This is a genomic window from Hydrogenophaga taeniospiralis CCUG 15921 (genome assembly GCF_001592305.1).
Lineage (GTDB): Bacteria > Pseudomonadota > Gammaproteobacteria > Burkholderiales > Burkholderiaceae_C > Hydrogenophaga > Hydrogenophaga taeniospiralis.
Genome location: NZ_BCWR01000001.1, coordinates 325,089 through 348,165 on the forward strand (window position 1 = coordinate 325,089; position 23,077 = coordinate 348,165).

Annotated in this window: 22 protein-coding genes and 2 tRNA genes; 14 read left to right on the top strand and 10 right to left on the bottom strand. The window is 69.1% G+C overall.

Going from position 1 to position 23,077, the window contains the following annotated elements:
- Positions 1–107: 107 nt before the first annotated feature.
- Positions 108–992 (bottom strand): alpha/beta hydrolase, encoded by an 885-nt coding sequence (locus tag HTA01S_RS01485; protein WP_068166778.1) that lies wholly within the window; start codon positions 990–992, stop codon positions 108–110.
- A 96-nt stretch (positions 993–1,088) separates the two neighbouring features.
- Between HTA01S_RS01485 and HTA01S_RS01490 the strand changes: the two genes are divergently transcribed.
- The 4 genes from HTA01S_RS01490 to HTA01S_RS01505 all read left to right on the top strand — a co-directional run bounded on the left by HTA01S_RS01490 (position 1,089) and on the right by HTA01S_RS01505 (position 3,127).
- Entirely contained in the window at positions 1,089–1,808 is a 720-nt protein-coding gene (locus HTA01S_RS01490) for a GntR family transcriptional regulator (protein ID WP_068166781.1), read from the top strand.
- A 100-nt stretch (positions 1,809–1,908) separates the two neighbouring features.
- Positions 1,909–2,847 (top strand): NAD(P)-dependent oxidoreductase, encoded by a 939-nt coding sequence (locus HTA01S_RS01495; RefSeq protein WP_084235761.1) that lies wholly within the window; start codon positions 1,909–1,911, stop codon positions 2,845–2,847.
- Between the two features lie 121 nt (positions 2,848–2,968).
- Positions 2,969–3,044: transfer RNA gene (locus tag HTA01S_RS01500), tRNA-Ala, on the top strand.
- A 7-nt stretch (positions 3,045–3,051) separates the two neighbouring features.
- A tRNA-Lys gene (locus HTA01S_RS01505) sits at positions 3,052–3,127 on the top strand.
- A gap of 70 nt (positions 3,128–3,197) precedes the next feature.
- Here HTA01S_RS01505 and HTA01S_RS01510 read toward each other — a convergent pair.
- From HTA01S_RS01510 to HTA01S_RS01525, 4 genes are all read right to left on the bottom strand, one after another.
- Positions 3,198–3,857, bottom strand: a complete 660-nt coding sequence (locus HTA01S_RS01510) for a hypothetical protein (RefSeq protein ID WP_245637959.1) — start codon at positions 3,855–3,857, stop codon at positions 3,198–3,200.
- Positions 3,858–4,006: 149 nt separating this feature from the next.
- Positions 4,007–5,020 carry an MlaD family protein gene (locus HTA01S_RS01515; RefSeq protein ID WP_068166789.1) on the bottom strand — a complete coding sequence of 338 codons (1,014 nt, stop codon included), beginning with the start codon at positions 5,018–5,020 and terminating at the stop codon, positions 4,007–4,009.
- 6 nt (positions 5,021–5,026) lie between these two features.
- The gene (locus HTA01S_RS01520) at positions 5,027–5,833 is read right to left on the bottom strand and encodes an MlaE family ABC transporter permease (RefSeq protein ID WP_068166791.1); all 807 of its coding nucleotides are present in this window, start codon (positions 5,831–5,833) and stop codon (positions 5,027–5,029) included.
- 213 nt (positions 5,834–6,046) lie between these two features.
- Positions 6,047–6,853, bottom strand: a complete 807-nt coding sequence (locus HTA01S_RS01525; protein ID WP_068166793.1) for a siderophore-interacting protein — start codon at positions 6,851–6,853, stop codon at positions 6,047–6,049.
- Positions 6,854–6,946: 93 nt separating this feature from the next.
- On the opposite strand from HTA01S_RS01525, the gene HTA01S_RS01530 reads away from it, so the two are divergent.
- The gene (locus HTA01S_RS01530) at positions 6,947–7,396 is read left to right on the top strand and encodes a MarR family winged helix-turn-helix transcriptional regulator (protein WP_068166795.1); all 450 of its coding nucleotides are present in this window, start codon (positions 6,947–6,949) and stop codon (positions 7,394–7,396) included.
- A 14-nt stretch (positions 7,397–7,410) separates the two neighbouring features.
- Here the strand turns inward: HTA01S_RS01530 and queG are convergent, their stop codons facing one another.
- A complete protein-coding gene (gene queG / locus HTA01S_RS01535) occupies positions 7,411–8,517 on the bottom strand; it encodes a tRNA epoxyqueuosine(34) reductase QueG (protein ID WP_084235809.1) in 1,107 nt (368 codons plus the stop codon).
- Here queG and tsaE point away from each other — a divergent pair.
- Both tsaE and HTA01S_RS01545 read left to right on the top strand, forming a co-directional pair.
- Entirely contained in the window at positions 8,500–9,078 is a 579-nt protein-coding gene (tsaE, locus tag HTA01S_RS01540; RefSeq protein WP_068167106.1) for a tRNA (adenosine(37)-N6)-threonylcarbamoyltransferase complex ATPase subunit type 1 TsaE, read from the top strand. The two genes, queG and tsaE, sit on opposite strands and share 18 nt — an antisense overlap.
- A gap of 88 nt (positions 9,079–9,166) precedes the next feature.
- The gene (locus HTA01S_RS01545) at positions 9,167–10,591 is read left to right on the top strand and encodes an N-acetylmuramoyl-L-alanine amidase (protein ID WP_068166800.1); all 1,425 of its coding nucleotides are present in this window, start codon (positions 9,167–9,169) and stop codon (positions 10,589–10,591) included.
- A 37-nt stretch (positions 10,592–10,628) separates the two neighbouring features.
- On the opposite strand, the gene HTA01S_RS01550 is transcribed toward HTA01S_RS01545, so the two are convergent.
- The gene (locus tag HTA01S_RS01550) at positions 10,629–11,279 is read right to left on the bottom strand and encodes a DedA family protein (RefSeq protein ID WP_068166802.1); all 651 of its coding nucleotides are present in this window, start codon (positions 11,277–11,279) and stop codon (positions 10,629–10,631) included.
- Positions 11,280–11,453: 174 nt separating this feature from the next.
- Here HTA01S_RS01550 and mutL point away from each other — a divergent pair, with 174 nt between their 5' ends.
- A complete protein-coding gene (gene mutL, locus HTA01S_RS01555) occupies positions 11,454–13,454 on the top strand; it encodes a DNA mismatch repair endonuclease MutL (protein WP_068167107.1) in 2,001 nt (666 codons plus the stop codon).
- Positions 13,455–13,470: 16 nt separating this feature from the next.
- Complete coding sequence (locus HTA01S_RS01560; protein ID WP_068166804.1) at positions 13,471–14,148, top strand: GNAT family N-acetyltransferase; 678 nt, start codon at positions 13,471–13,473, stop codon at positions 14,146–14,148.
- A gap of 115 nt (positions 14,149–14,263) precedes the next feature.
- Here HTA01S_RS01560 and HTA01S_RS01565 read toward each other — a convergent pair whose 3' ends face one another.
- The 3 genes from HTA01S_RS01565 to HTA01S_RS01575 are packed head-to-tail and all read right to left on the bottom strand — an operon-like array spanning position 14,264 to position 17,426.
- The gene (locus HTA01S_RS01565) at positions 14,264–15,397 is read right to left on the bottom strand and encodes an ABC transporter permease (RefSeq protein ID WP_084235762.1); all 1,134 of its coding nucleotides are present in this window, start codon (positions 15,395–15,397) and stop codon (positions 14,264–14,266) included.
- Entirely contained in the window at positions 15,394–16,341 is a 948-nt protein-coding gene (locus tag HTA01S_RS01570; RefSeq protein WP_068166805.1) for an ABC transporter ATP-binding protein, read from the bottom strand. The genes HTA01S_RS01565 and HTA01S_RS01570 overlap by 4 nt, the downstream gene beginning before the upstream one ends.
- Positions 16,338–17,426 (bottom strand): HlyD family secretion protein, encoded by a 1,089-nt coding sequence (locus HTA01S_RS01575; RefSeq protein WP_245637960.1) that lies wholly within the window; start codon positions 17,424–17,426, stop codon positions 16,338–16,340. Before HTA01S_RS01575 ends, HTA01S_RS01570 begins: the two co-directional genes overlap by 4 nt.
- Positions 17,427–17,520: 94 nt before the next feature.
- Between HTA01S_RS01575 and HTA01S_RS01580 the strand changes: the two genes are divergently transcribed.
- The 5 genes from HTA01S_RS01580 (at position 17,521) to HTA01S_RS01600 (ending at position 23,045) form a co-directional block, all read left to right on the top strand.
- Positions 17,521–18,363, top strand: coding sequence for an alpha/beta hydrolase (locus tag HTA01S_RS01580; RefSeq protein WP_068166806.1), 843 nt, complete (start codon positions 17,521–17,523; stop codon positions 18,361–18,363).
- Positions 18,364–18,517: 154 nt separating this feature from the next.
- Positions 18,518–19,873, top strand: a complete 1,356-nt coding sequence (locus HTA01S_RS01585; protein ID WP_218017296.1) for a multidrug effflux MFS transporter — start codon at positions 18,518–18,520, stop codon at positions 19,871–19,873.
- Positions 19,870–20,850: a tRNA (adenosine(37)-N6)-dimethylallyltransferase MiaA gene (gene miaA, locus HTA01S_RS01590; RefSeq protein ID WP_068166807.1), complete on the top strand. Its 981-nt coding sequence runs from the start codon at positions 19,870–19,872 to the stop codon at positions 20,848–20,850. Before HTA01S_RS01585 ends, miaA begins: the two co-directional genes overlap by 4 nt.
- Positions 20,851–21,001: 151 nt before the next feature.
- Positions 21,002–21,721: an ABC transporter ATP-binding protein gene (locus tag HTA01S_RS01595; protein ID WP_084235763.1), complete on the top strand. Its 720-nt coding sequence runs from the start codon at positions 21,002–21,004 to the stop codon at positions 21,719–21,721.
- Between the two features lie 415 nt (positions 21,722–22,136).
- A complete protein-coding gene (locus tag HTA01S_RS01600; protein WP_068166808.1) occupies positions 22,137–23,045 on the top strand; it encodes a carbohydrate porin in 909 nt (302 codons plus the stop codon).
- Positions 23,046–23,077: the final 32 nt, after the last annotated feature.

Genomic DNA, 23,077 nt, shown 5'->3' on the forward strand with positions numbered 1-23,077 from the left:
GACATTTCGCGCCGGAGAGGGCGTTGGCGCCAGGGCACCGCGGAACCGGCTTCGCCGGGCCGCCAGTGCCGCCCCCTGGGGGGTGACGCCGCAGGCGGCGCGGGGGGCTAGCCGTTCAACAGTTGCAGCGCCAGCTGGTTCAGCCGGTGCCCGGGCTGCACCAGCGCTTCGAGCACGCTGAAGTGGTTCAGCCCCGGCAGCGCTTCGCACACCGGCACCACCTCCTCGCCCCAGGCCTGCTGAATCATCCGGTTGTGGCGCAGGAACTCGCTGCTCTCTTCGCCACCGGTCACGGTGTACAGCAGACCACGGCCTTCGCGCACGGGAGGCACGGGCAGCAGCGCCGGGCTGACTTTTTTCACCTGCGCCGGGGTCAGCCGCAGTGAATCGCGCAGGAACGGGGTGTGGCGCAGCGGCTCCAGGTCGTACAGCCCCGAGATGGACAGCGCGTTTTTCACCAGCGCGTCGGGCAGATCCGCCCCCACGTCCCGCCAGCGGCAGGCCAGCAGCAGGGCCGCCAGTTGCCCGCCGGCCGAATGGCCCACCAGCGTGATGCGGTGCGGGTCGCCGCCATGCACGGCGATGTTGCGGTACAGCCAGGCCAGCAGGTCGACCATCTGCAGCGCGATGTCGGGAATGCCCACCGCCGGACACAGCGCGTAGTTCGGCACCACCACACAGGCGCCGTGCTTCACGAAGGCCGGGGCAACAAACGAATGGTCGGCCTTGTCCAGGCTGCGCCAATACCCCCCGTGGATGAACACCAGCACCGGCGCGGGCGGCGCGTTGTGCGGGCGTGGTGCGGGAAACAGGTCGAGCGTCTCGCCGGCGCCATGGCCGTAGGCAACATCCAGCATACCGCCGAGCTGCCGGCGCGCCGCCAGCGATTCGCTGGCCCAGCGCTCGAAATGCCGGGCGTGTTCGGGCACCAGCGCCCGGTTGTTGTACTGGCCATCGAGCCAGGCGGGATCGGGGTGGGCGGGTGCGTTCATGTGGGCGAATTGTGTCATGCAGAGGGATGTTGTGACAGGTCTCTCGACTTCGTGTATTCTGTATACAGAGTTCAGAATTCATCTTCACACCCGCCCATGACAGCCCAGTTGATCCAGCTTGAAACCACTCCGGATCTGGCCGATCAGGTGTACCGCGCACTGCTCGACGCCATCAGCGAAGGCTCGCTCGCGCCGGGACGGCGCATCACCCAGGAAGAGCTGGCCGAACAGCTGGCGGTGTCGCGCCAGCCGGTCATGCAGGCCCTGCGCCTGTTGAAGAAAGACGGCTTCGTGCAGGACGCGCCCGTCACCAGCGGGCCGGGCGGCCGCAGCCGCGGCCTGCAGGTGGCCCCGCTGGATGCGCAATGGATCGCCCACGTCTACGAAGTGCGTGGCGCGCTCGATGCACTGGCGGTCCGGCTGGCGGCCGCCCGGCGCACCCGCATCGACCCCGCCCTGCTCACACAGGGGCGCGACGCGGTGCGCCGTGGCGACATCAAGGCCATGATTGACGCCGATCTGGCGTTCCACCGCGCGCTCTACCAGGCCTCGCAGAACCCGTTGATCGAACAGAGCGCCCTGCTGCACTGGCACCACATCCGCCGCGCCATGGGCGAGGCCCTGCAGTCGTCGAGCCTGCGCGCATCGGTGTGGGACGAACACGAGGCCATGGCGCAGGCCGTGGCCTCGGGCGACGCCGAGCGAGCCGAGACCCTGATGCGCCAACACAGCGGCCAGGCCAGCGCCCACCTGGGGGCCCAGATGGACGCTCACACCGGCACCGCCGTTGCCCCCGACAACTCCGTGGTTCGATGAACCACTTGGTGCGGGCTCCGGGCCTGGCCCGGAGCCCGCTTTTTTTTCCTGACGGTGCGGCCGCACCAGCGGCGCCACCTACAATTTTTCCCCAGGGACCATGCTCCCTCTCACCCCTTTCACCCCCTCTTCCGTGACCCCAGATACCCCCACCTCCCCCTCCGCCGTCCAGAACATTGCGGTGCTCGGCATCGGCATGATGGGCTGGCCCATCGCACGCCGCCTGTGCGTGGCCGGCTACCAGGTGAGCGCCTGGAACCGTTCACCCGACAAGGCCGAGCGCCTGCGACCCTTTGGCGCCCAGGTCTGTGACACTCCGGCACAGGCGGTGGCGCAGGCCGACCTGGTGATCACCCTGCTCGAAGATGGCAAGGTGGTCGAAGACGTGCTGTTCCGGCAGGGCACCACCGAGGGGCTGCGCCCCGGCGCGCTGGTGGTGGACATGTCATCGATCCAGCCCCGCCAGGCGCGTGACCACGCGGCCCGGCTCGCCGCCATTGGCGTGCATCACCTGGACGCACCGGTGTCCGGCGGCACGGTGGGCGCCGAGCAGGCCACGCTGGCCATCATGGCGGGCGGCAAACCGGCGGACTTCGAGCGCGCCCGACCGGTGTTCGAGCACCTGGGGCGCCCCACCCATGTGGGGCCGCACGGCTCGGGCCAGCTCGCCAAGCTCGCCAACCAGATGATCGTGGGCATCACCATCGGCGCGGTGGCCGAAGCGCTGTTGCTCTGCGAGAAAGGCGGCGCCGACATGGCCAAGGTCCGGCAGGCCATCACCGGTGGTTTTGCCGACAGCCGCATCCTGCAGGTGCACGGCCAGCGCATGGTCGAACGCGACTTCGCCAAACGCGGCGCCATCTCGGTGCAACTGAAGGACATGCGCAACGCGATGGCCACGGCACGCGAGATCGGTTTTGAGGCACCGATCACCGCGCTGTTCGAGCAGCTGTTCGCCCAGGCCGCCGACCACGGTCTGGCCGACCTGGACCACTCGGCCCTGTTCGTGGAGCTCGCCAGCCGCAACGGCATGGCGTGATCGCGCGGACGAGCAGACGGCCAACGACGGTAGCGCCGTTCGCATCCCATCAAAAATGCGAGCAGTGCCACCCGGCCTGGGCCGGAAGCACCGAAAAGGGCTGCTACAATCTGCGGCTTCTGGGGACGTAGCTCAGCTGGGAGAGCGTCGCGTTCGCAATGCGAAGGTCGGGAGTTCGATCCTCCTCGTCTCCACCATCGCCCAGGGGGTATAGCTCAGTTGGTAGAGCAGCTGACTCTTAATCAGTAGGTCGTAGGTTCGAATCCTACTGCCCCCACCAACATGCAGGAAGCCGGACAGATGTCACCATCTGCCCGGCTTTTTCATGGGCGGCGCTTCACGCGCCCACATCACTTCGCCGGCGCGGGCATCTTGGCCACACCGGTTTCCAGCACCAGCTCGATGCGCCGCTGAATCCGCGCCGCCTCATCGGCCGCACCACCCGCCTGCGCGCGCTGCTGCTGCACCTTCAGCCAGGCCAGCAAAGGCCTGCGCCAACCCTGGGCCGAGGCCGTGTCCACCGCCTGCGCGATGACGCCGGGCGTGGCCACGCCCCGCTTGAACAGCACACCAGCAGCCACCAGGCGCGACAAGGGTTCTTCGATCGAGGCCAGCGCGGCATCGGGCGCGTTGACGCCCTGAGCCACCGCCTGATGGGCCGGGGGCAGCAGGCGCGTGTCGGCCGCCGTGGCGCTGCCCGCGAGGTAGCGCGCATAGGCCTGTTCGGCGGGAGCGGCATCGGCGGCCAGCGCTTCGAACCCGGCGCATGGCTCGAACGCCAGCGCCGCCACACGCGTGGCGCAGCGCAACAGCTCGATGCGCGCCAGCAGGTCGGCCCGCCCCGTGCGCGCGAGTTCGCTGCGTGCACGCGCGAACTCCGCCGCTTCCACCCGGTTGTTGCCACCGAGCCAGGCGTTGGCGGCACGTTCGCTGCTGCTCTTGGCGTTCATCTGCCAGTCGGGAGTGGGCGGATTGTTGCCGCAGGCCGCCAGCGCCAACCCCAGGGCCACGACGCTCCAGCGAGTGGTCCCACCCACGCGCCCGAAAAAGTGCCCCAACCCAGAAACACCATGGAACCGGCTCAGCCGGGCCACAGGTGTTGCCCCCTTGAGGGGGGATGCGGCGACGCGCAGCGAGCAAGCAACGGGGGTGTGCATCGTCATGGCAGCTTGATCTCCGTCTCGCGGGCAAATGGCCATTTCCGGTTGATGTCGTTGATCAGCCCGTCCACCTTGCGCAGACTGGTGTCCACTTCGCTGCGCAGCGCCCCCAGATCGGTAGTGGCCTCCTTGGTGTTGCTGGCGATGCCCTGGGCCTCCACCAGCACCGCGTCCACTTTCGCCAGACTGCCTCGGGCATCGGTGAGCAGGCCATTGAGCTGCTGCACGGTGGCGCGTGCGTCGTTGACCAGACCGGCTTGCCCGCCGGGCCCTGCGCCCTGGCCAAAGACCTGCCGGTCGGCATTGGCCACCAGGCTGTCGAGCCGCTGGACCAGGGTATCGGAGCGCGCCAGCAGCGCGTTGGCGCGGTCGATGGTGAGCAGGAGCTTCTTGGCGTCGGCCTCGTTGCCCAGTAACACCCCCAGGGCACCCTGCGGGCCCTTGAGCTGCTCGGTCACGCTCTGCACATTGGTCAGGCTCTGCGCCAGCGCCGCGTCGGACTGGGTCAACGCGGTCAGGTTGTCCAGCAGTTCCCGGACCGAGGCGGTGAGCTTGGGAATCTCGGCCGCCGCGTCGCCCCGCAACACCTGGCGCACGGCACCGTCTTCGAGCGGGGGATCCTCCAGCATGCCGCTGTAGGCTCGGATGCGGGTGCCACCCACCAGGCTGCGCTCCATGGTGAAGATGCTGGAGGTGCGCAGCCAGCGCGCGTCCTTGCTGGGCACGTCGACGATGAAGCGCACGTTGCCATCGTCGGCGAGTTCAATGCGCGAAATGCGGCCGATTGCGAACCCCGCGAAGGTCATGTCCATGCCGACCACCACCCCCTCGGAGTCGTCGGACACCAGCACCAGCCGCTGGGTGCGCTCGAACATGCCACGCGCGTACATCACATACAGCGCAGACCCCACCACCAGCGCCAGCATGAGCAGCAACAGGATGACCGCCTTGAGCTCAAGGTTCTTCACTGGCGGGGGCTGGTCGAGGGGCGGGGGCATGGGCGTCGGGTTCATGGCATGTCAATAGTAGTTGCCGACCAGCGAGACCACTTCGATGAGCACGACCACCGAGAGCAGGCGCGCGAATTCGGTGATGTCGCTGCGGTAGCCGTAGCCGCCGTCGCGATCGCGGGCGGCGCTGCCGGCCATGGGAACGACCGCCACGGCCAGGCTGAAGAAGAAGGTCTTGAGGCAAAAGATCAGGGTGACGGCTGGCGAGAACACGCTGCCCACGCTGCGCGCGTACGCCGGCAACGCCCAGTGGGTAAAGCCGTACACGTTCAGGTAGGTCAGCACGATGGCGATAACACAGCTCAGCGCGGCCAGCAGCAGCACCGAGAACATGCTGGCCAGGGCGCGCGGCAGCAGCTCGGTGCGCAACAGTTCCTGGTGATCGCGCACCACGCCTTCGCGCAGCTGGCGCGACAGCGCACGCCGCACGCTCTGCGCGCCGGGCATGGCGTAGCGCACCGCCACGAACATGGCGGCGTACAGGGGAATGAGTTCGAGCACCAGGGTGCGCACCAGCACCTCCAGCGCGTACTGCGACAGGCCGTAGCTGTAGGCGGTGGCCACCACGATGCGGATCAGCACCAGGCTGATGAGCGCCGAGAGCACCAGAAACCAGGTCAGCAGCGGCGCGGTGGCCATGTAGACATTGCGCAGCACGGCCACGCGCTGCGCCCCGGCCTGATAGCTCGACGGCAGGAACGCAAGCACCATGATCTGCGCCCCCAGCAACAGCACATGCCACCAGGTCAGCACCGAGGTCAGCAACTGCCGGCCCCAGCGGTACAAGGCGTTTTGCGTGGACGAGGCGGGGTTCATGGCTGGGATGATAGTCCCCGCAACTGCATGACAGCCAGCGCTCGGGGTGGTCTAAACGCCCATGGCAAAAGGCGTTTGCTGGTTTTCAGTCGGACATCTTGCCCCGTCCGGCGGGCCGCGCTGTAACAGGAGTTTTCCGGCCATCCACGCCCGCCGCCGCAACGCCCCGCGGCCCGAGCACCAGAAGCCGGGCGCGCCGCTGCCGTTTCCGGGTCACAGGTTTTCGTGGTGGGCCGAGGCCCCGCGCTTCCAGTATGCCGCGGCGCGCAGGCGCTCCTTGGCCAACCCGAGCTGCTCCACCAACACGCGGCGTGTGGCGGCCATTTCGGCCGCTTCCCCCGCGGCCCAGGCATAGCCTTCGCCGTCGGGCAGACGCAGTTCACCCACCGCCGCGGCCAGTCCGCCATCGACCCCCTCGGTGAGCCAGCGCAACTGCAGGGCCGCTGGCGTGGGCAGCTCGCGGCGATCGGCCGGGGCGGTGGTCTGCGCGATGACGATGGCCTGGCTGCTCGCCGGCAACGCCTCCAGCCGCCGGGCGATGGCGGGCAAGGCGGTTTCGTCGCCCACCAGCAGATGCCAGTCGAAACCCGTTGGCACCACGAAGGAGCCGCGCGGACCACCCACGCCGGCCGGCTGGCCCACACGCGCCTGTGCGGCCCACGAGGCGGCAAAGCCTTCGCCGTGCAACGCGAACTCGATGTCGAGCACCCCCGCCACCGGATCGAAATGCCGTGGCGTGTAGTCGCGCATGACCGGACGTGCAACGTCGGGCGGAAGCGCCGGGCCGTCGGGGCCCAGCTCGGGCAACACCAGCGGGCCATCCGGCTCGGCGGGCAGCATGAGCTTGACGTGGTCATCGAACGAAGCGCTGTGGAAATCGTGCAGATCTTCACCGGCAAAGCGCACGCGCACCAGGTGCGGGCTGAGCCTGTGGACCTGCTGCACCTGCACACGGCGTACCTTCAGGGGATGGCGCAGGCGCTGAACGGCCAGGGGATGCGGGGTGTGGTCTGGGGTCATGAGGGTATGGGGTCCCGAGGTCCTGGTGTACAGTGGACCCATTGGTTGATAGATACAACCATTCTGGATTAATTGGATGATACTGTCAACCATATGAGCCCGACCAAACCCTCTCCCGCGAAGTCCGAGGTGTTGGAGCGCCTGCACAGTCTGGTGACCTGCTTTCACCGCCACATGCACGAGGCCGTGCGTGGCGACGGCGACGGGCTGGCGCTCATGGAGGCGCGCGCGCTGAACTTCCTGGCGCGCCACGAAGGCAGCAGCCAGCGCGAGCTGGTGCTCCATTCCGGGCGCGACAAGGCGCAGATCGCGCGCATCGTCAAGACGCTGCACGAACGCGGCCTGCTGGAAAGTGCACCCGACCCGCAAGATGGCCGCTGCCAGCGGCTGCGGCTCACCCCCGAGGGTCACACCATGCACCGCCGGATGCAGCAGCACCGCATGCGGTTTGAACAGGCGCTGACGCGTGGCTTCGATGCCGCCGAACTCGCCTCGCTGCAGGCTCAGCTCGAACGCATGATGGCCAACGTCGAAAAGCCCTGACCGAGGGGCCGGCCTCAGAAGGCGTCGCCGCCGCCGGCCTGGCGCAGCGCCCAGGCCACGTGTTCGCGCACCAGCGCGCTGGCGTCCGCGGCCCTCGATTGCAGCGCGGCTCGCAGGGCCAGGTGGGCACCGGCATCGGGCCTCACCCGCAGCGCATTGCCCATCGCCACCGCGATATTGCGCAACCACCGTTCATGCCCGATGCGCCGGATCGGGCTGCCTTCTGTGCGGCGCAGGAACTCGTCTTCCGACCAGGCCAACAGCTCGATCAGCGTCGCCCCGCTCAGGCCTTCGCGTTCGTCGAAGTCGGGCAGCGGACTGCGCTGCGCGAACTTGTTCCATGGGCACACGAGCTGGCAGTCGTCGCAGCCGTAGATGCGGTTGCCCATGAGCGGGCGCAGGTCCTCGGGGATGGCGCCGGCGTGTTCGATGGTGAGGTACGAGATGCAGCGGCGCGCGTCCAGCCGGTGCGGCCCCAGGATGGCCTGGGTCGGACACACCTCGATGCAGGCACTGCAGCTGCCACAGTGCGGGCTCACGGGCTCGCTGGGCGGCAGGGCGATGTCCAGGTAGATCTCGCCCAGGAAAAACATGGAGCCCGCTTCGCGGCTGAGCACCAGCGTGTGTTTGCCACGCCAGCCCTGGCCGCTGCGGCTGGCCAGCTCGGCTTCGAGCACCGGAGCCGAGTCGGTGAACACGCGGTGGCCCAGCGGCCCCACGGCCTGGGCGATGCGGTCGGCCAGCTTCTGTAGGCGGTTTCGCAACACCTTGTGGTAGTCCCGCCCCCGCGCGTAGACCGACACCACCGCCTCGCCGGGCCGTTGCAACCGGGCCAGTTCCCGGCTCGGCCAGTCGTCTGGCGTGTCGCGCGGCAGGTAGTCCATGCGCGCAGTGACCACGCTCACCGTGCCCGGCACCAGCTCGGCCGGGCGTGCGCGCTTGAGGCCATGGCTGGCCATGTAGCCCATGTCGCCGTGAAATCCGGCGCCCAGCCAGGCCTTCAAACCGGGTTCGGCCGCAGAAAGATCGACACCAGCGACCCCAATTTGGGAAAATGCGAGCTCCCGGCCCCAGGCCTGTATCTGTGAGACGAGTTGAGCAGCATCAAAACCGGACTTCATGTTGCGCCCATTGTAGGAACGGGCGCGGATGCGGGCGCCCCGCGCTGGCACGGACACTGGGCCCATGAAGACGACACCCGGGCCTTTGCCCTGCGCCTGGCCGAGTGCCCCGCCATCGCCCACGCCACGCTCACCCTGCACGGTGACTTGGGCGCGGGCAAGACCACCTTCGTGCGCCACCTGCTGCGCGCCCTGGGCGTGAGCGGGCGCATCAAGAGCCCGACCTACGCGGTGGTGGAACCGCACAGCAGCACCAGCTGCGCGTTCATGCCCGACGGCGAGGTGCTGCACATCTGGCACTTCGATTTCTACCGCTTCAGCGATCCCCGCGAGTGGGAAGACGCGGGGTTTCGCGAACTTTTCGCCAGCCCCGGCCTCAAGCTCGTGGAATGGCCCGAGCGCGCGGCCGACACACTGCCCAGCGTTGATGCCGACATCCACATCGAGCCAGAACCCATGAGCCCCGACACCCGCGCCGACGACGCGGACGACGCACGCCGCGTCACCTTCACTGCCTTCACCCCCGCGGGCCGCCATCTGCTGGCCGCGCTGCAGGCATGAGCACCGCGCCGGGCCGCTCCCAAGCCAGCGCTCACCGCAGCCCGGAGGGCGAAGGTACGCCAGTGAGCGCAGCACGAAGGGTCGTCCAGTGAGCACCGCGCCCGACCACCCCAACCGACGCCTGCTGCTGCAGGTGGGTTCGCTGGTGCTGCTGCTGGGCACGCAGCACATCGCGCGCGGCGCCAGCGTGCTGGCGGTCCGCATCTGGCCCGCGGAAGACTACACGCGCGTGACCATCGAGTCCGACGGCGCGCTCAAGGCCCGCCAGACCACGGTGAGCAACCCGCCACGCCTGTCAGTCGACATCGAAGGCATCGACCTGGTGGAGGGTCTGCGCGAGCTGGTCGGCAAGCTCAAATCCGACGACCCCAACATCGCGGGCATTCGTGTTTCGCAGATCAGCGCCAACCTCGTGCGCCTGACGGTCGATCTGAAACAGGCCATCAAACCCCAGGTGTTCCAGCTGGACCCGGTGGCGGCCTACCGGCACCGGCTGGTGCTCGACCTGTACCCGGTGGTCACGCGCGACCCCCTGGAAGAACTCATCAGCCAGCGCATGAAAGAGCTGGACGAGGCCAGCGCGCGCGCCGCCCAGCTGCTGGGGCTGGGCATGGAGTCCGACCCACCCTCGAGCGGTGACGGTGCCGCCATCGATCCGCTGGGCGAGTTGATCGCGCAACACGAACGCGCGGCGGTCGATTCCCCCGTGACGGCCCGGCCACCCGCCACCGGCCCGCGCCCCAAGCCCGCGCCCGCCGAGCGCGCCACGGCCAGCAAGCGCGACGCCACCGAGCGCCTGATCATCGTGGCGCTCGACCCCGGCCATGGCGGCGAAGACCCTGGCGCCATCGGCCCAGGCGGCACGCGCGAAAAAGACGTGGTGCTGCGGGTCGCCCAGCGCCTGCGCGACCGCATCAACGCCACCCGCGTCAACGGCAACCCCATGCGCGCCTACCTCACCCGCGACGCCGACTTTTTCGTGCCGCTGCACATGCGGGTGCAAAAGGCCCAGCGGGTCCAGGCCGATCTGTTCATCAGCATCCACGCCGACGCCTTCATGACGCCCCAGCCCCAGGGCGCGAGTGTGTTCGCTCTCAGCACCAAGGGCGCCAGCAGCGCCGCCGCGCGCTGGATGGCCCAGAAGGAAAACGCCGCCGACCTGGTGGGCGGCATCAACGTCAGGGCTGCGGACGCCACGGTGCAGCGCGCCCTGCTCGACATGAGCACCACGGCGCAGATCAAAGACAGCCTCAAGCTGGGCAGCGCCATGCTGGGCGAGGTGGGCCGGGTGGGCAAGCTGCACAAGCCCCGCGTGGAACAGGCCGGGTTCGCGGTGCTCAAGGCGCCCAACATCCCCAGCGTGCTGGTGGAAACCGCCTTCATCAGCAACCCGCAGGAAGAGCAGCGCCTGCGCAGCGAGCGCTACCAGAACGACTTGGCCGACGCCCTGCTCAAGGGCATCGTCAAGTACTTCGGCGCCAATCCGCCGCTGGCGAAGACCCGGCAGATTTGATGGCCCCCCGCGCCGCCTGCGGCGTCGCGGGGGTGGACTACGCCCTCGCCTTTTCGGCCCGCGCCGCGCGCCAGCCGCCGAAGATCGCGATCAGGCCCGGCACGAAGATCAGTGCCCAGATGATCTTGGACAGGTTGGCCTGCACCCAGGGCAGGTTGCCGAAGAAGTAGCCGGCGGCGGTCAGGCCGATCACCCAGATCGAGCCGCCCACCACGTTGTAGGCGGTGAACTTGCTGCGCGTCATCTCGGCCACACCCGCCACGAAAGGCGCGAAAGTGCGGATGAAGGGCATGAAGCGCGCCAGGATGATGGTCACGCCACCGTAGCGCTCGTAGAACGCGTGCGCCTGGTTGAAGGCGTTCTTGTTGAAAAAGCGCGAGTTCTCCCACTGGAACACCTTCGGCCCGAAGTAGCGCCCGATGCTGTAGTTGGTCTGGTCGCCCAGGATGGCCGCTGCCAGCATCAGGCCGGCGGCCAGCGGGTAGTCGATCAGGCCGGCGCCGCAGAGCGCGCCCACGATGAACAGCAGCGAGTCGCCCGGCAGAAAGGGCATGACCACCAGCCCCGTTTCCACGAAGATGATGAGGAACAGCAGCGCATAGACCCAGGCGCCATAGGCCTGCACAAAGGCCTGCAGGTGCTGGTCCACGTGCAGGATGAAGTCGATCAAGAACGTGACAAGTTCCATAAATGTGTGTGCAATGGTGGACGGATCAGCGCGAAGAGCCGGAGAGAAGAGGCCCCTGCCAGCACACGCCGTGGAACCGGCCTGACCGGGCCACTGGTGTGGTCCCCCTCGGGGGGGAAGCCGCGCAGCGGCGCAGGGGGAACCGCCATTATCCCTGCGACCTACAATTTGCCGGTGAACGCATCCATCCCCTCCCCCGCCCGCCGCCCGATCCTCGAACTGCCCGACGAACTGATCAGCCAGATCGCGGCCGGCGAGGTGGTCGAACGGCCCGCCTCCGTGGTGCGCGAACTGGTGGACAACGCGCTGGACGCCGGCGCCACCCAGATCACCGTGCGCCTGCAGGCCGGCGGCGTGCGGCTCATCAGCGTGGAGGACAACGGCTGGGGCATCCACCGCACCGAGCTGCCCACCGCGCTCAAGCGCCACGCCACCAGCAAGATCGCCAGCCTGGGCGACCTGGAATCGGTGCACACCATGGGCTTTCGCGGCGAAGCGCTGGCCGCCATCTGCTCGATCGCCGAGGTCTCGGTGCTGACGCGCGTGGACACCGGCGACGAGCCCCACGGCTGGCTGCTCGATGGCCGCAGCGGCGAACTGCAGCCCACCGCGCGCAACCCGGGCACCACGGTCGAGGTGCGCGAACTCTTTTTCGCCACGCCGGCACGGCGCAAGTTCCTCAAGACCGACGCCACCGAACTGGCCCACTGCATCGAGGCAGTGCGCCGCCACGCGCTGGCGCGGCCCGAGGTGGGCTTTGCCATCTGGCACGATGGCAAGCTGGTGGCGCAATGGCGTGCCGTGGCGGCCGACCTGGCCGGTGGTGGCACGCTGGACGCCCTGCGCCAGCGCCTGGCCGACGTGCTGGGGGAAGACTTCATCGAACAGGCGGTGGCGGTCAACTGGCCGGCCGACGCCGTGCCCGGCGAAGTGGCCCTGGCCGACGGCGTGCAGCGCCTGCGCGTCTGGGGCTTTGCCGGCGTGCCGGACGCGGCGCGCTCGCGCAGCGACTGGCAATACGCCTACGTGAACGGCCGTTTCGTGCGCGACAAGGTCATCGGCCACGCCGCGCGCAGCGCCTACGAAGACGTGTTGCACGGCCACCGCCAGCCGGTCTACGCGCTCTACGTGAGCCTGGACCCGACGCGGGTGGACGTGAACGTTCATCCGACCAAGATCGAGGTGCGCTTCCGCGACAGCCGCGAGGTGCACCAGGCCGTGCGCCACGCGGTGGAAGCCGCACTGGCCGCGCCGCGTTCGGCTGCGGCCAGTGCGCAAGCTGTGTTGCCGCAAGGCGAAGCCGGCGCCAACCCATCCCTATCGGCAGGCGTATGGACGCCACCCGACCGCCTGCCCTCCACGCTGGGCGCGGCGCAAAACCCACTGCCGTTCCAGCGCTACGCGCCGCCCGACGCCATCGGCCAGCGGGTGAGCGACCTTGGGGCCTTGTGGGGCAACGGTTCCGAAAGGGCAACGACCGCCTCACCCCGAACCGAGGGATGGGCGATCTCCCCGGATGCCCCACTCACCAACGCGGCTTCCGTCCAGGCTGAGTCCGCAGAAGCCCCGGCTCAGGCCTTGCCCGAAGGCGACTGGCCGCTCGGCCGCGCCATCGCGCAGCTGCAGGGCGTCTACATCCTGGCCGAAAACGCCCAGGGTCTGGTGGTGGTGGACATGCACGCCGCGCACGAGCGCATCGTCTACGAACGCCTCAAGCAGCAGATGGACAACGAGCAGCTGGCCAGCCAGCCGCTGCTGATCCCGGCCACCTTCGCCGCCACGCCCACCGAGGTGGCGACCGCCGAAGACAGCGGCGTGGTGCTGGCCATGCTGGGGCTGGAGGTGGTGCCGTTTTCGCCCAGGACGCTGGCGGTGCGCGCCGTGCCGACCACGCTGGCGCAGGGCGACCCGGTGGAACTCGCGCGCAGCGTGCTCGCCGAGCTGAGCCAGCACGACGCGTCCACCGTGGTGCAGCGCGCGCGCAACGAACTGCTGGCCACCATGGCCTGCCACGGCGCGGTGCGCGCCAACCGGCGCCTCACGCTCGACGAAATGAACGCGCTCTTGCGCCAGATGGAAGTGACCGAACGCTCCGACCAGTGCAACCACGGCCGCCCGACCTGGCGCCAGGTCAGCATGAAAGAGCTGGACGCGCTGTTCCTGCGCGGACGCTGAACCCAGGGTCTCCACTATGCACCCGCTGCTCGACAACGTCTTCTGGCACGCCATGGTCGGCCCGCAGGCGCACTGCGCCGTCGGCTCGGGCAGCGCGCGCCGTTACGCTCCGGGTTTTTCGCCCATCGTCGGTTTTGCCGACCCCGAGCGCCCCGACTTCGATGCCTTGGCGCCGCATTGCGGCCCCGGCGAACATTTCTACTGCGCCGGCTGGTCGGGCCCGGCGCCCGCGGGCTGGGTGATCGAGGCCGAGGCCACCATGCACAAGATGGTCTGGGCCGGCGAGGCCCCCGCGCAGGACGAAGCGCCCGATGCCCGACCCATTGGCCCGGAACACCTGGACCAGGTGCTGGCCCTGGCCGATCTGACCCGCCCCGGGCCGTTCGGCCCGCGCACCATCGAGCTCGGTGGATACTTCGGCCTGTTCGACGGCGAACGCCTCATGGCCATGGCCGGCGAACGCAGCTTTGCCGGCGCGCTGCGCGAGGTCAGCGGCGTCTGCACCCACCCGGACTTCCAGGGCCGCGGGCTGGCCAAACGCCTGATGCTCAAGCTCATCGCACGCCAGCTCGCACGCGGCGAAACCCCGTTCCTGCATGTGGTGAGCGACAACACCGGCGCCCTCGGCCTCTACCAGCGCATGGGCTTTCGCACCCACCGCGAAGTGGTGGTGCGCGTCATCGCGCGGATTTGAAACACCCCCGCCGCGCTGCGCGCGCCCCCCTCAAGGGGGCGGCATCAGCGGCCTGGCGGAGCCAGTTCCGCGATGCCCTGGGTAGGACATCTCACGCCGGTTGGGGTGGGTCATGTCAATCCAGGGTCTGGCGGTAGCGTTTGAGCGCCACGGCGCCGGCCACGGCCAGAAACAGCAGCATGGGCCAGAGGTCGGTCCAGAGCTGTGGAGCCTGGTTGCCCTTGAGCATGATGCCGCGCACGATGCGCAGGAAGTGCGTCAGCGGCAGGCCCTCGCCCAGCCATTGCGCCCAGACCGGCATGCCGCGGAACGGGAACATGAAACCCGAGAGCAGCATGGACGGCAGGAAGAAAAAGAAGGTCATCTGCATCGCCTGCAGCTGGTTGCGCGCGATGGTCGAAAAGGTGAAACCCACCGCCAGGTTGGCCACCATGAAGACGCCGATCATCGCCATCAGCAACACGAAGCTGCCCACCATGGGCACTTCGAACAGCAGCCAGGCCGCGCCCAGAATCACGCCGAGCTGCACATAGCCGATCACCACGTAGGGCAGGATCTTGCCCACCATCACCTCCAGCGGCCGCACCGGCGTGGCGAGCAGGTTTTCCATCGTGCCGCGCTCGCGTTCGCGTGTCATGGCCAGACTGGTCAGCATCACCATGGTCATGGTGAGGATGGTGCCGATCAGGCCGGGCACGATGTTGTAGCGCGACAGGCCCTCGGGGTTGTAGCGCCGGTGGATTCGGAGTTCAAACGGCGCCGCGCCCTTCTGCAGCGTCTGCAGCGGGCCGGTGAGATCGTGGCGCAGGGCCAGGTTCGTCATCTCGCCGAGCGCGGCGATCGCGTTGCCCGAGGCCGAAGGGTCGGTGGCGTCCACCGAGACCAGCACCGCCGGGCGTTCGCCGCGCACCACATCGCGCGAAAAACCGGGCGGGATCACGATCATGAACTGCACCTCGCCCGCGGCCACCAGGGCATCGGCCTCGGCTTGGCTGGTGCCCTGGTGCACCACCTTGAAATAACCGGTGTTCTGCAGCGAGGCCACCAGGCTGCGCGCCAGCGGGCCGGCGTCGGCCGCGACCACCGCCGTGGGCAGGCCCTTGGGGTCGGTGTTGATCGCGTAACCGAACAGCACCAGCTGCATCACCGGCACGCCCACCGCCATGGCGAAGGTGAGCCGGTCGCGCAGCATCTGCTGGAACTCCTTGATGAACACGGCCCAGGTGCGCGCGGGCGAAAACCACTTCACCGCGTACCTCCGTGCGGGCCGTGGCCGAAGTTGTCCTGTGCCTGGTCGATCAGGCTGATGAACACGTCCTCCAGGTTGGCCCGCGCCTCGCGCAGCACCACGCCGCTCTCGCCCAGGAAGGCGCCGAGCGACTGCGCCAGCAAGGCGGCATCGCGCCCGGCCACGTGCAGCGTGTTGCCGAAAGCGACGACGTTCTGCACGCCCGGCAGCGCGCGCAGGCGTTCGCTCAGGCCCTGCTCGGCCGTGCCTTCGAGCGCCCAGACGCTCAGGCCCGCTGCGTCCACGATCTCGCGCTCGTTGCCGCGCGCGAGCACCTTGCCGTAGGCGATGTAGACCAGGTCGTGGCAGCGCGCGGCCTCGTCCATGTAGTGGGTGGACACCAGCACCGTGATGCCCTGCGCGGCCAGGCGGTGGATCTGGTCCCAGAAGTCGCGCCGGGCCTTGGGGTCCACACCGGCCGTGGGTTCGTCGAGCAGCAGCAGGCGCGGCCCGTGGATCAGGCAGGCGGCCAGCGCCAGGCGCTGTTTCCAGCCGCCCGAGAGCGTGCCGGCGAGCTGGCGCTGGCGCGCCTCCAGGCCCAGTTGATCCAGCGCCCGGTCCACCGATGCGCGACGCTGCGGCAATTCGAACAGGCGGGCCACGAAGTCCAGGTTCTCGCGGATCGAGAGGTCGTCGTAGAGGCCGAACTTCTGCGTCATGTAGCCCACCTGGCGCTTGATGGCGGCGGCCTCGCGGCGGAAATCCAGCCCCAGGCACTGACCCTCGCCCGCGTCGGGGCGCAGCAGGCCGCAGAGCATGCGGATCGTCGTGGTCTTGCCGCTGCCGTTGGGCCCGAGGAAACCGCAGATGCGGCCCTGGCCCACCTGCAGGGTCACGTCGTCCACCACGGCGCGACCGTCGTAGCGCTTGGTCAGGCCGCGCACGTCGATGGCGAGGGCGTTCACTTCGGCTCCTGCGCCAACCGGGTCACGTCCAGCGGCTGGCCGGGGCGCAGCCGCGCAGCGTCGGCCGGGCGCGGCGCGGCCTCCACCAGAAACACCAGCCGGGCGCGCTGGGCGTTGGAGTAGATCACCGGCGGCGTGAATTCCGGGCCACTGGCGATGCGGGTGATGCGCGCGGCAATCGCCTCGCCACAACCGTCGCAGGCCAGGGCCACCCACTGCCCGGTGGCGAGCGCGCCGACTTCGGTCTCGGGCACATAGAACCGGGCCTTCACGCCCCCCGGTGGCAACAGCGACAGCACCGGCTGCCCCGGCGCCACGGTTTCACCGACGCGGAAAAACACCTCGGCCACCAGGGCATCGGCGGGCGCGGACTGCTGCTTCTGGGCCAACCGCCAGTCGCTCTGGCGCAGCACCTGGCGCGCGGCCTCGGCCTGGGCCTGGGCGGCGTCGGTTTCGTCGCTGCGCGCCGGCAGGGCCGCCACGCGCAGGGCGGCCTCCAGCTCGGCGACCCGGGCCTTCGCCTGGTCAAGCGCGGCCTTGGCGGCGTCCAGACTGGCCTGCGACACAAAACCCTGGGCCACCAGATCGCGCTGGCGCGCCCAGGCGGTCTGCGCCAGCGCGGCCTGGACCCGGGCCTGCGCCAGCTGGGCGCGGGTCACCGCCACCTCGTCGCTGCGCCGGCCTTTGGTGGTGTTGGCGGCCTGGGCCAAGGTGCCGGCCAGGCGCGCCCGGGCTTCGGCCTGCGCCGCCTGTTCGGCCTGGGCGTCCAGCGCGAACAGCGCATCGCCCTGGCGCACCCGGTCGCCCGCCCGCACGGCCAGCCTGTCGAGCCGCCCACCCACCGGAGACGACACGTGCACATAGTCGCCCTCGACATAACCCGACCAGCCTGCGGGCGGCGCCTCGCCGCAGGCCAGCAGCCCAGCGGCCATGGCCAGAACAGCGGCCAGATGGAGTCCTCCGTGCCGTCCGCTGGGCGGCGCCTCCCGCCCCGCATCGGTCAAGGGGATGGCGTGTTCGTCCTCGAACACGATGGCCGCCGGGGTCTCGCGGCGGAGGCTGCGGGTGAACACGCTGTCGGTCATGGCTGGTCGTCCAGTGAGGGCGTGGCGGGGGTTGTGCGCTGGCTTCGTTCATTCTGCCTTGAACTTTTGACCGTGGACCGCATCACTCCTGGCCATGAAGCGCTTGTTGATCGCCCTGTTCGCCGCGGCCGCCGTGCTCACCGGCTGCGCCACGCTTGACCAGCGGCAGCGTGCCTGGATCTTCCAGCCGTCCGACCGCAGCTGGTCGCGCGGCACCGAAGCCGCCGCGGGCATGGACGATGTCTGGATCCGCTTCCCCTCGCAGGAAACCGCCCAGCCGGTGAAGCTGCATGGGCTGTGGCTGGCGCATGACGACTTCAGCACCCGGCCGGACGCCCCGGTGCTGCTCTACCTGCACGGTGCGCGTTTCAACGTGACCGGATCGGCCTTCCGGGCGCGCCGCATGCAGGAGCTGGGTTTTTCGGTGCTCGCCATCGACTACCGCGGCTTCGGCAAGAGCTCGCCGGGGCTACCTTCTGAAACCATGGTCTACGAAGACGCCCGCGCCGCCTGGGACTGGCTGGGCCAGCACTACCCGGGCCGGCCGCGCTACATCTTCGGCCACTCGCTGGGCGGCGCCATCGCCATCGAACTCGCCGCCCAGGTGAAGGACGAGGCGGGCACCCTGGTCGAAGGCAGTTTCACCTCCATCCCCGACGTGGTCAGCACCTTCAAATGGGGCTGGCTGCCGGTGGGGCCGCTGATCACCCAGCGCTTCGACGCGGTCAAGCGCGTGCCCACCATCGGCTCGCCGCTGCTGGTGGTGCATGGCGACTCGGATCGGCTGATCCAGCCCGCGCTGGGGCGACGCCTGTTTGAGGCCGCCACCGGGCGCAAGGCCTTCGTGCTGGTGGAAGGCGGTTCGCACCACAACACCAACTCGGTGGGCCAGCCGCAGTACCGGGCGGCGCTGAGCGAGCTCTTCGGCCTGAAATAGAACACCCCCGCGCAGCTTCGCGTCACCCTCCAAGGGGCGGCACTGGCCGTCTGGCAGAGCCAGCCCGGCGGTGCCCTGGGTGGCGTTGTTTCAGGCATCGGGGTGGCGCTCCGGCAACCCGTCGGCCCGGTCCGCTTCTGCTACCCTCGACCGGATGTCCGCCAAGCCCTCCTCCATGTCGCCCGGCCTGATCGTGCTGGTGCTCGCGCTGCTGCTGGGTCTTCAGCCCATCACCACCGATCTGTACCTGCCCGCCTTGCCCGCCTTGACCGACGGTTTTGGTGCCTCGATGTCGCAGGCACAGCTCACGCTCACCTCGCTGCTGCTCGCCTTCGGCCTGTCGCAACTGGTGTGGGGCCCGCTGTCGGACCGCTTCGGGCGCCGCCCCATCCTGCTGCTGGGCACGGCTCTCTTCGTGGTCGCGTCGATCGGCAGCACGTTTTCACCGTCGATGGAACAGCTCATCGTCTGGCGCATCGTGCAAGGCATCGCCATGGGCGCGGGGGTGATGTGCGCGCGCGCCATCGTGCGCGACCTGTACGCCCCCACCGAAGGCGCGCGGATGATGTCCAAAGGGCTCACCGGGCTGGGCGTGATCGCCTGCGGCAGCGCGCCACTGGGCGGCCTGCTGTCCCAGCAGTTCGGCTGGCGCGTGGCCCTGATGGCGCTGGCCGTGTTCGGCGCCATCACACTGGCCCTGCTGGTGTGGCGCTTCGAAGAGACCCTGCCGCAGAAAAACCCGCGCGCGCTGGAGCCCGCCACCCTGCTGCGCACCTGGGGGCGGATCGCGCGCCACCCCACCTTCTGGGCCTTTGCCCTGCTGGCCACCACCACCTACGGCGGGCTGTTCACCTTCCTGGCGGCGTCCTCGTTCGTCTTCATCAAGGTGCTGGGCCTGAGCAAGACCGTCTACGGCCTGTTGATGTTCACCATGTCGCTGAGCTACATCGTGGGCACGCTCGCCTGCCGCCGCCTGCTGCCGCGCTTCGGCGTGCGCCGCACGGTGGCGATCGCCGGGTTCTTCACGCTCGCGGGCGGCACGCTCATGGGCGTGCTCGGTCTGCTGGGGGCGCAGAGCCTGTGGGCCATCATATTGCCGTTCTACCTGTTCATGCTCGGCCACGGCGTGCACCAGCCCTGCGGCCAGAGCGGCGCGGTGAGCCCGTTTCCGCAGGCGGCCGGCGCGGCCTCGGCGCTTAGCGGTTTCCTGATGATGGTGGCCGCCTTTTTCATGGGCGGCTGGCTGGGCAAAAGCCTGGCCGCCACCGGGGACGGCGCGGGCACCGTGCTGCCGCTGACCAACGGCGTGTGGTTCTGGAGCGTGCTGGTCGCCGCCACGGCCTGGACGCTCGTCCAGCGCCATGGCGAGGGCGCCCCCCCTGCGCCACTTCGCAGCTTCCCCCCCGAGGGGGACCACACCAGTGGCCCGGCAAAGCCGGTTCCACGGTGTGTGCTGGAAGCTGGCCAACAGCAGCCCGATTCGACTGAACCCTCTCGTGCCAACCCATGAGCGGACCACCATCGCTGGTCAGTTGCCTCGCCATCGCCGGCCCAACGGCCAGTGGTAAGAGCGCGGCCTCGCTGGCCATCGCCCAGCGCTGGCCGGTGGAGATCATCAGCGTCGATTCGGCACTGGTGTACCGGGGCATGGACATCGGCACCGCCAAGCCCACGCCGGCCGAACTGGCCCAGGTGCCCCACCACCTGATCGACATACGCGACCCGCTGGAGACCTACAGCGCGGCCGGGTTCGTGGCCGATGCCACGCGGCTGATCGACGAGATCGCAACGCGCGGCCGCACGCCCCTGCTGGTGGGCGGCACCATGCTGTATTTCAAGGCGCTCACGCAGGGTCTGGACGACATGCCCCGCGCCGACGCCGACGTGCGCGCGCGCATCGAGGCCCGCGCCCGCGCGCTCGGCTGGCCCGCGCTGCACGCCGAACTGGCGCAGGTGGACCCGGTGACGGCCGCGCGCCTGTTTCCCAACGACTCGCAGCGCATCCAGCGCGCGCTCGAAGTGTTCGAGATTGCCGGCCAGCCCCTGTCGGCGCTGCAGACCGGCGGCACGGCGCACCGCAGCCCGCTGGCCCCCCATGCCCTGCTCTCGCTCGAACCCCTGGACCGCGCCTGGCTGCACGCGCGCATCGCGCAGCGCTTCGACGCTATGCTCGCCGCCGGCTTTCTGGACGAAGTGCGGCGGCTGCGCGCGCGCGGCGACCTGCACACCGAGCTGCCGTCCATGCGCTGCGTGGGCTACCGCCAGGCCTGGGAGGCGCTGGACGCGGCGGGTGATGCGCTGGACGATGCCGGCCTCGCCGAACTGCGCGACCGCGGCATCTTCGCCACCCGCCAGCTCGCCAAACGCCAGCTCACCTGGCTACGCTCCATGCCCGGGCGCCAGATCATCGCCTGCGACGCGCCCGATGCCCTGGCGCGCGTGCTGCAATCGGTGCAGGGTCTGCTCGGTCCACCGGCCGCGGCCTGAACGGCTGAGAGGCCCCGCTCCACCCACTTCACACCATGCTGCGCCGCCTGATCCACCGCCTGCCGCCAAGCCTGCGCTGTTATTGCACGCTGGGCCATCTGCTCTGGCTGGTGCTGCTGGTGGTGGTGTTCCTGGTCTGGGGGCATGGAGCATGAGCGCCGCGCCGGGCCGCTCCCAAGCAAGCTCGCACCGCAGCCCGCAGGGCGAAGGTACTCCGGTGAACCCGGCGAGCCTGCTGGTGCAGAACCTGCACAAACGCTACGGCGACTCCTCCGTGTTCAGCCACGTCAACCTGCGCGTGGAGCCGGGCGAGTTCATTGCCATCGTGGGCGAATCCGGCGTGGGCAAGTCCAGCCTGCTCAACTGCCTGGCCGCGCTGGACGACTGGAGCGAAGGCACGATCACGCACAACGGCGTCGACCTCGGCACGCTCAGCGAAACCCAGCGCGCCCACTGGCGGCGCGCGCACCTCGGCTTCGTGTTCCAGGCCTTTCACGTGCTGCCGCATCTGGACGTGGCGCAGAACGTGGGCCTGCCCCTGCTGCTGCTCAAGCGCCCCGACCCGGCGCGCGTGGCGCAGATGCTCGAAGCGGTGGGCCTGGGCGGTCTGGGCGAGCGCCTGCCGGCCCAGCTCTCGGGCGGCCAGTTGCAGCGCGTGGCGATCGCCCGCGCACTGGTGCACCGCCCGAGCCTGCTGTTGGCCGACGAACCCACCGGCAACCTGGACCCCGGCACCGCCGCGCAGGTCATGGCCGTGCTGCAGCAGCAGGCCGCCGACAGCGGCGCGGCGCTGGTCCTCGTGACGCACTCCGAAGCGGCTGCGGCGCGGGCGCAACGCGTGCTGCGGCTGACGGCGTCGGGTTGCACTTGACGCCACGCGTCGGCCGCTGAGCGCGCCCACCGGCCCCACCCGGCCCCCCATGGGCCGCCCCGCCCACGAGGCGCCGTCTCGCCTCGACCATGGCGGCAAGACGCACGCCCAACGGACCTCCGAAAACCCCTCAAAACACCTACCACAGCCGTCCGGTAACGGCATTTTTCACGACCTAAAAACCCTGCCTAGCGTAATGCAATCCTTTGCACTATCAGGGCTTTCCATGCCTGTCGCATCACAACAAATTTGGCAGTTACGTTGCGGTTACGTACCGCGTTTCGAGGGTTTTCACCAAATGCAAACGTTTGTCGGAATGATCGAATACGGCCACCTTTTCCGATTGTTGCGTTTTGTTTCACGTGCGCCGACGGCGGAAAAGGGCCTTCAACCATAAATCCCCCCGGAGCAACACATGTCTCACGTTTTCAAACTGGCTGCCCTGGCCGCCCTCTGTGCCACCGCCGCCGCCGCCCACGCTGATGTCGCATTCGACGCCAACCTGGAACTCGACACCACCTACACCAACGCGGTCGATGCGCCCGCCACCAACGCCCGCGACAGCGACCTGTCGATGGGCGGCCGGGTGGAGGTCAATGTCGGCGCCAAGGCCACCAACGGTGACGCCTTTGTGCAAGGTCGCGCCAGCCTGCTGCTGAAGAAAGACGGCGACACCGCCACCGACGACATGTGGGTGCAGTTCGGCAACGCCGGCATGGACATCAAGATGGGCCGCTTCGAAGCCATGGACCTGTTCCCCCTGGGCAAGGACACCGTGGTTGAAAACAGCGGCTACGGTGGCTACCACGCCAACAAGCTGCGTGGCCGTTTCGGCAGCGACACCGCGCACGGCGCACTGGGCTTCAACGCCGGCCCCGCCCGCATTGAAGTGGGCCTGGTCTACAGCAAGGACACCGACGCGGTCCGCGGCGTGCGCCCCGCGGTGAGCTACACCACCGGCCCCATCACCCTGCGCGCTGGTGTGGAATCGGTCAAGGTCGTCGGCGGCGGCGACAGCACCAACGGCGTCGGCCTGTCCATGGGCTACGCGCTGGACAAGGACAGCAGCCTGAACCTGAACTTCGCCAAGATGGAAGACGACAAGTCCTTCGGCGTCAACGCCACCTTCGGCCCGGCCGGCGTGGGCGTGATCATGGACAAGGGTGCCAACTCGGCCAAGAACACCACCTTCTACGCAGCCTATTCGCTGCCGCTGTTCGGCGTGAAGGGCGCCACCATCACCCCGGCCGTCAGCTTCGCCAAGGGCGGCACCGGCACCGACAACCAGTTCGCCGCTCGCGTGCGCATCAACTACGCGTTCTGACCCACGCGTTTCGCGGGCGAGGGGCCAGGCCC

Excerpts from the sequence above, each read along its gene's own strand:
- HTA01S_RS01485 (WP_068166778.1), bottom strand. The coding sequence starts at position 992 with ATGAACGCACCCGCCCACCCCGATCCCGCCTGGCTCGATGGCCAGTAC.
- HTA01S_RS01490 (WP_068166781.1), top strand. The coding sequence starts at position 1,089 with ATGACAGCCCAGTTGATCCAGCTTGAAACCACTCCGGATCTGGCCGAT.
- HTA01S_RS01495 (WP_084235761.1), top strand. The coding sequence starts at position 1,909 with ATGCTCCCTCTCACCCCTTTCACCCCCTCTTCCGTGACCCCAGATACC.
- HTA01S_RS01515 (WP_068166789.1), bottom strand. The coding sequence starts at position 5,020 with ATGAACCCGACGCCCATGCCCCCGCCCCTCGACCAGCCCCCGCCAGTG.
- HTA01S_RS01520 (WP_068166791.1), bottom strand. The coding sequence starts at position 5,833 with ATGAACCCCGCCTCGTCCACGCAAAACGCCTTGTACCGCTGGGGCCGG.
- HTA01S_RS01525 (WP_068166793.1), bottom strand. The coding sequence starts at position 6,853 with ATGACCCCAGACCACACCCCGCATCCCCTGGCCGTTCAGCGCCTGCGC.
- HTA01S_RS01530 (WP_068166795.1), top strand. The coding sequence starts at position 6,947 with ATGAGCCCGACCAAACCCTCTCCCGCGAAGTCCGAGGTGTTGGAGCGC.
- queG (WP_084235809.1), bottom strand. The coding sequence starts at position 8,517 with ATGAAGTCCGGTTTTGATGCTGCTCAACTCGTCTCACAGATACAGGCC.
- HTA01S_RS01550 (WP_068166802.1), bottom strand. The coding sequence starts at position 11,279 with ATGGAACTTGTCACGTTCTTGATCGACTTCATCCTGCACGTGGACCAG.
- HTA01S_RS01560 (WP_068166804.1), top strand. The coding sequence starts at position 13,471 with ATGCACCCGCTGCTCGACAACGTCTTCTGGCACGCCATGGTCGGCCCG.
- HTA01S_RS01575 (WP_245637960.1), bottom strand. The coding sequence starts at position 17,426 with ATGACCGACAGCGTGTTCACCCGCAGCCTCCGCCGCGAGACCCCGGCG.
- HTA01S_RS01580 (WP_068166806.1), top strand. The coding sequence starts at position 17,521 with ATGAAGCGCTTGTTGATCGCCCTGTTCGCCGCGGCCGCCGTGCTCACC.
- HTA01S_RS01585 (WP_218017296.1), top strand. The coding sequence starts at position 18,518 with ATGTCCGCCAAGCCCTCCTCCATGTCGCCCGGCCTGATCGTGCTGGTG.
- miaA (WP_068166807.1), top strand. The coding sequence starts at position 19,870 with ATGAGCGGACCACCATCGCTGGTCAGTTGCCTCGCCATCGCCGGCCCA.
- HTA01S_RS01595 (WP_084235763.1), top strand. The coding sequence starts at position 21,002 with ATGAGCGCCGCGCCGGGCCGCTCCCAAGCAAGCTCGCACCGCAGCCCG.
- HTA01S_RS01600 (WP_068166808.1), top strand. The coding sequence starts at position 22,137 with ATGTCTCACGTTTTCAAACTGGCTGCCCTGGCCGCCCTCTGTGCCACC.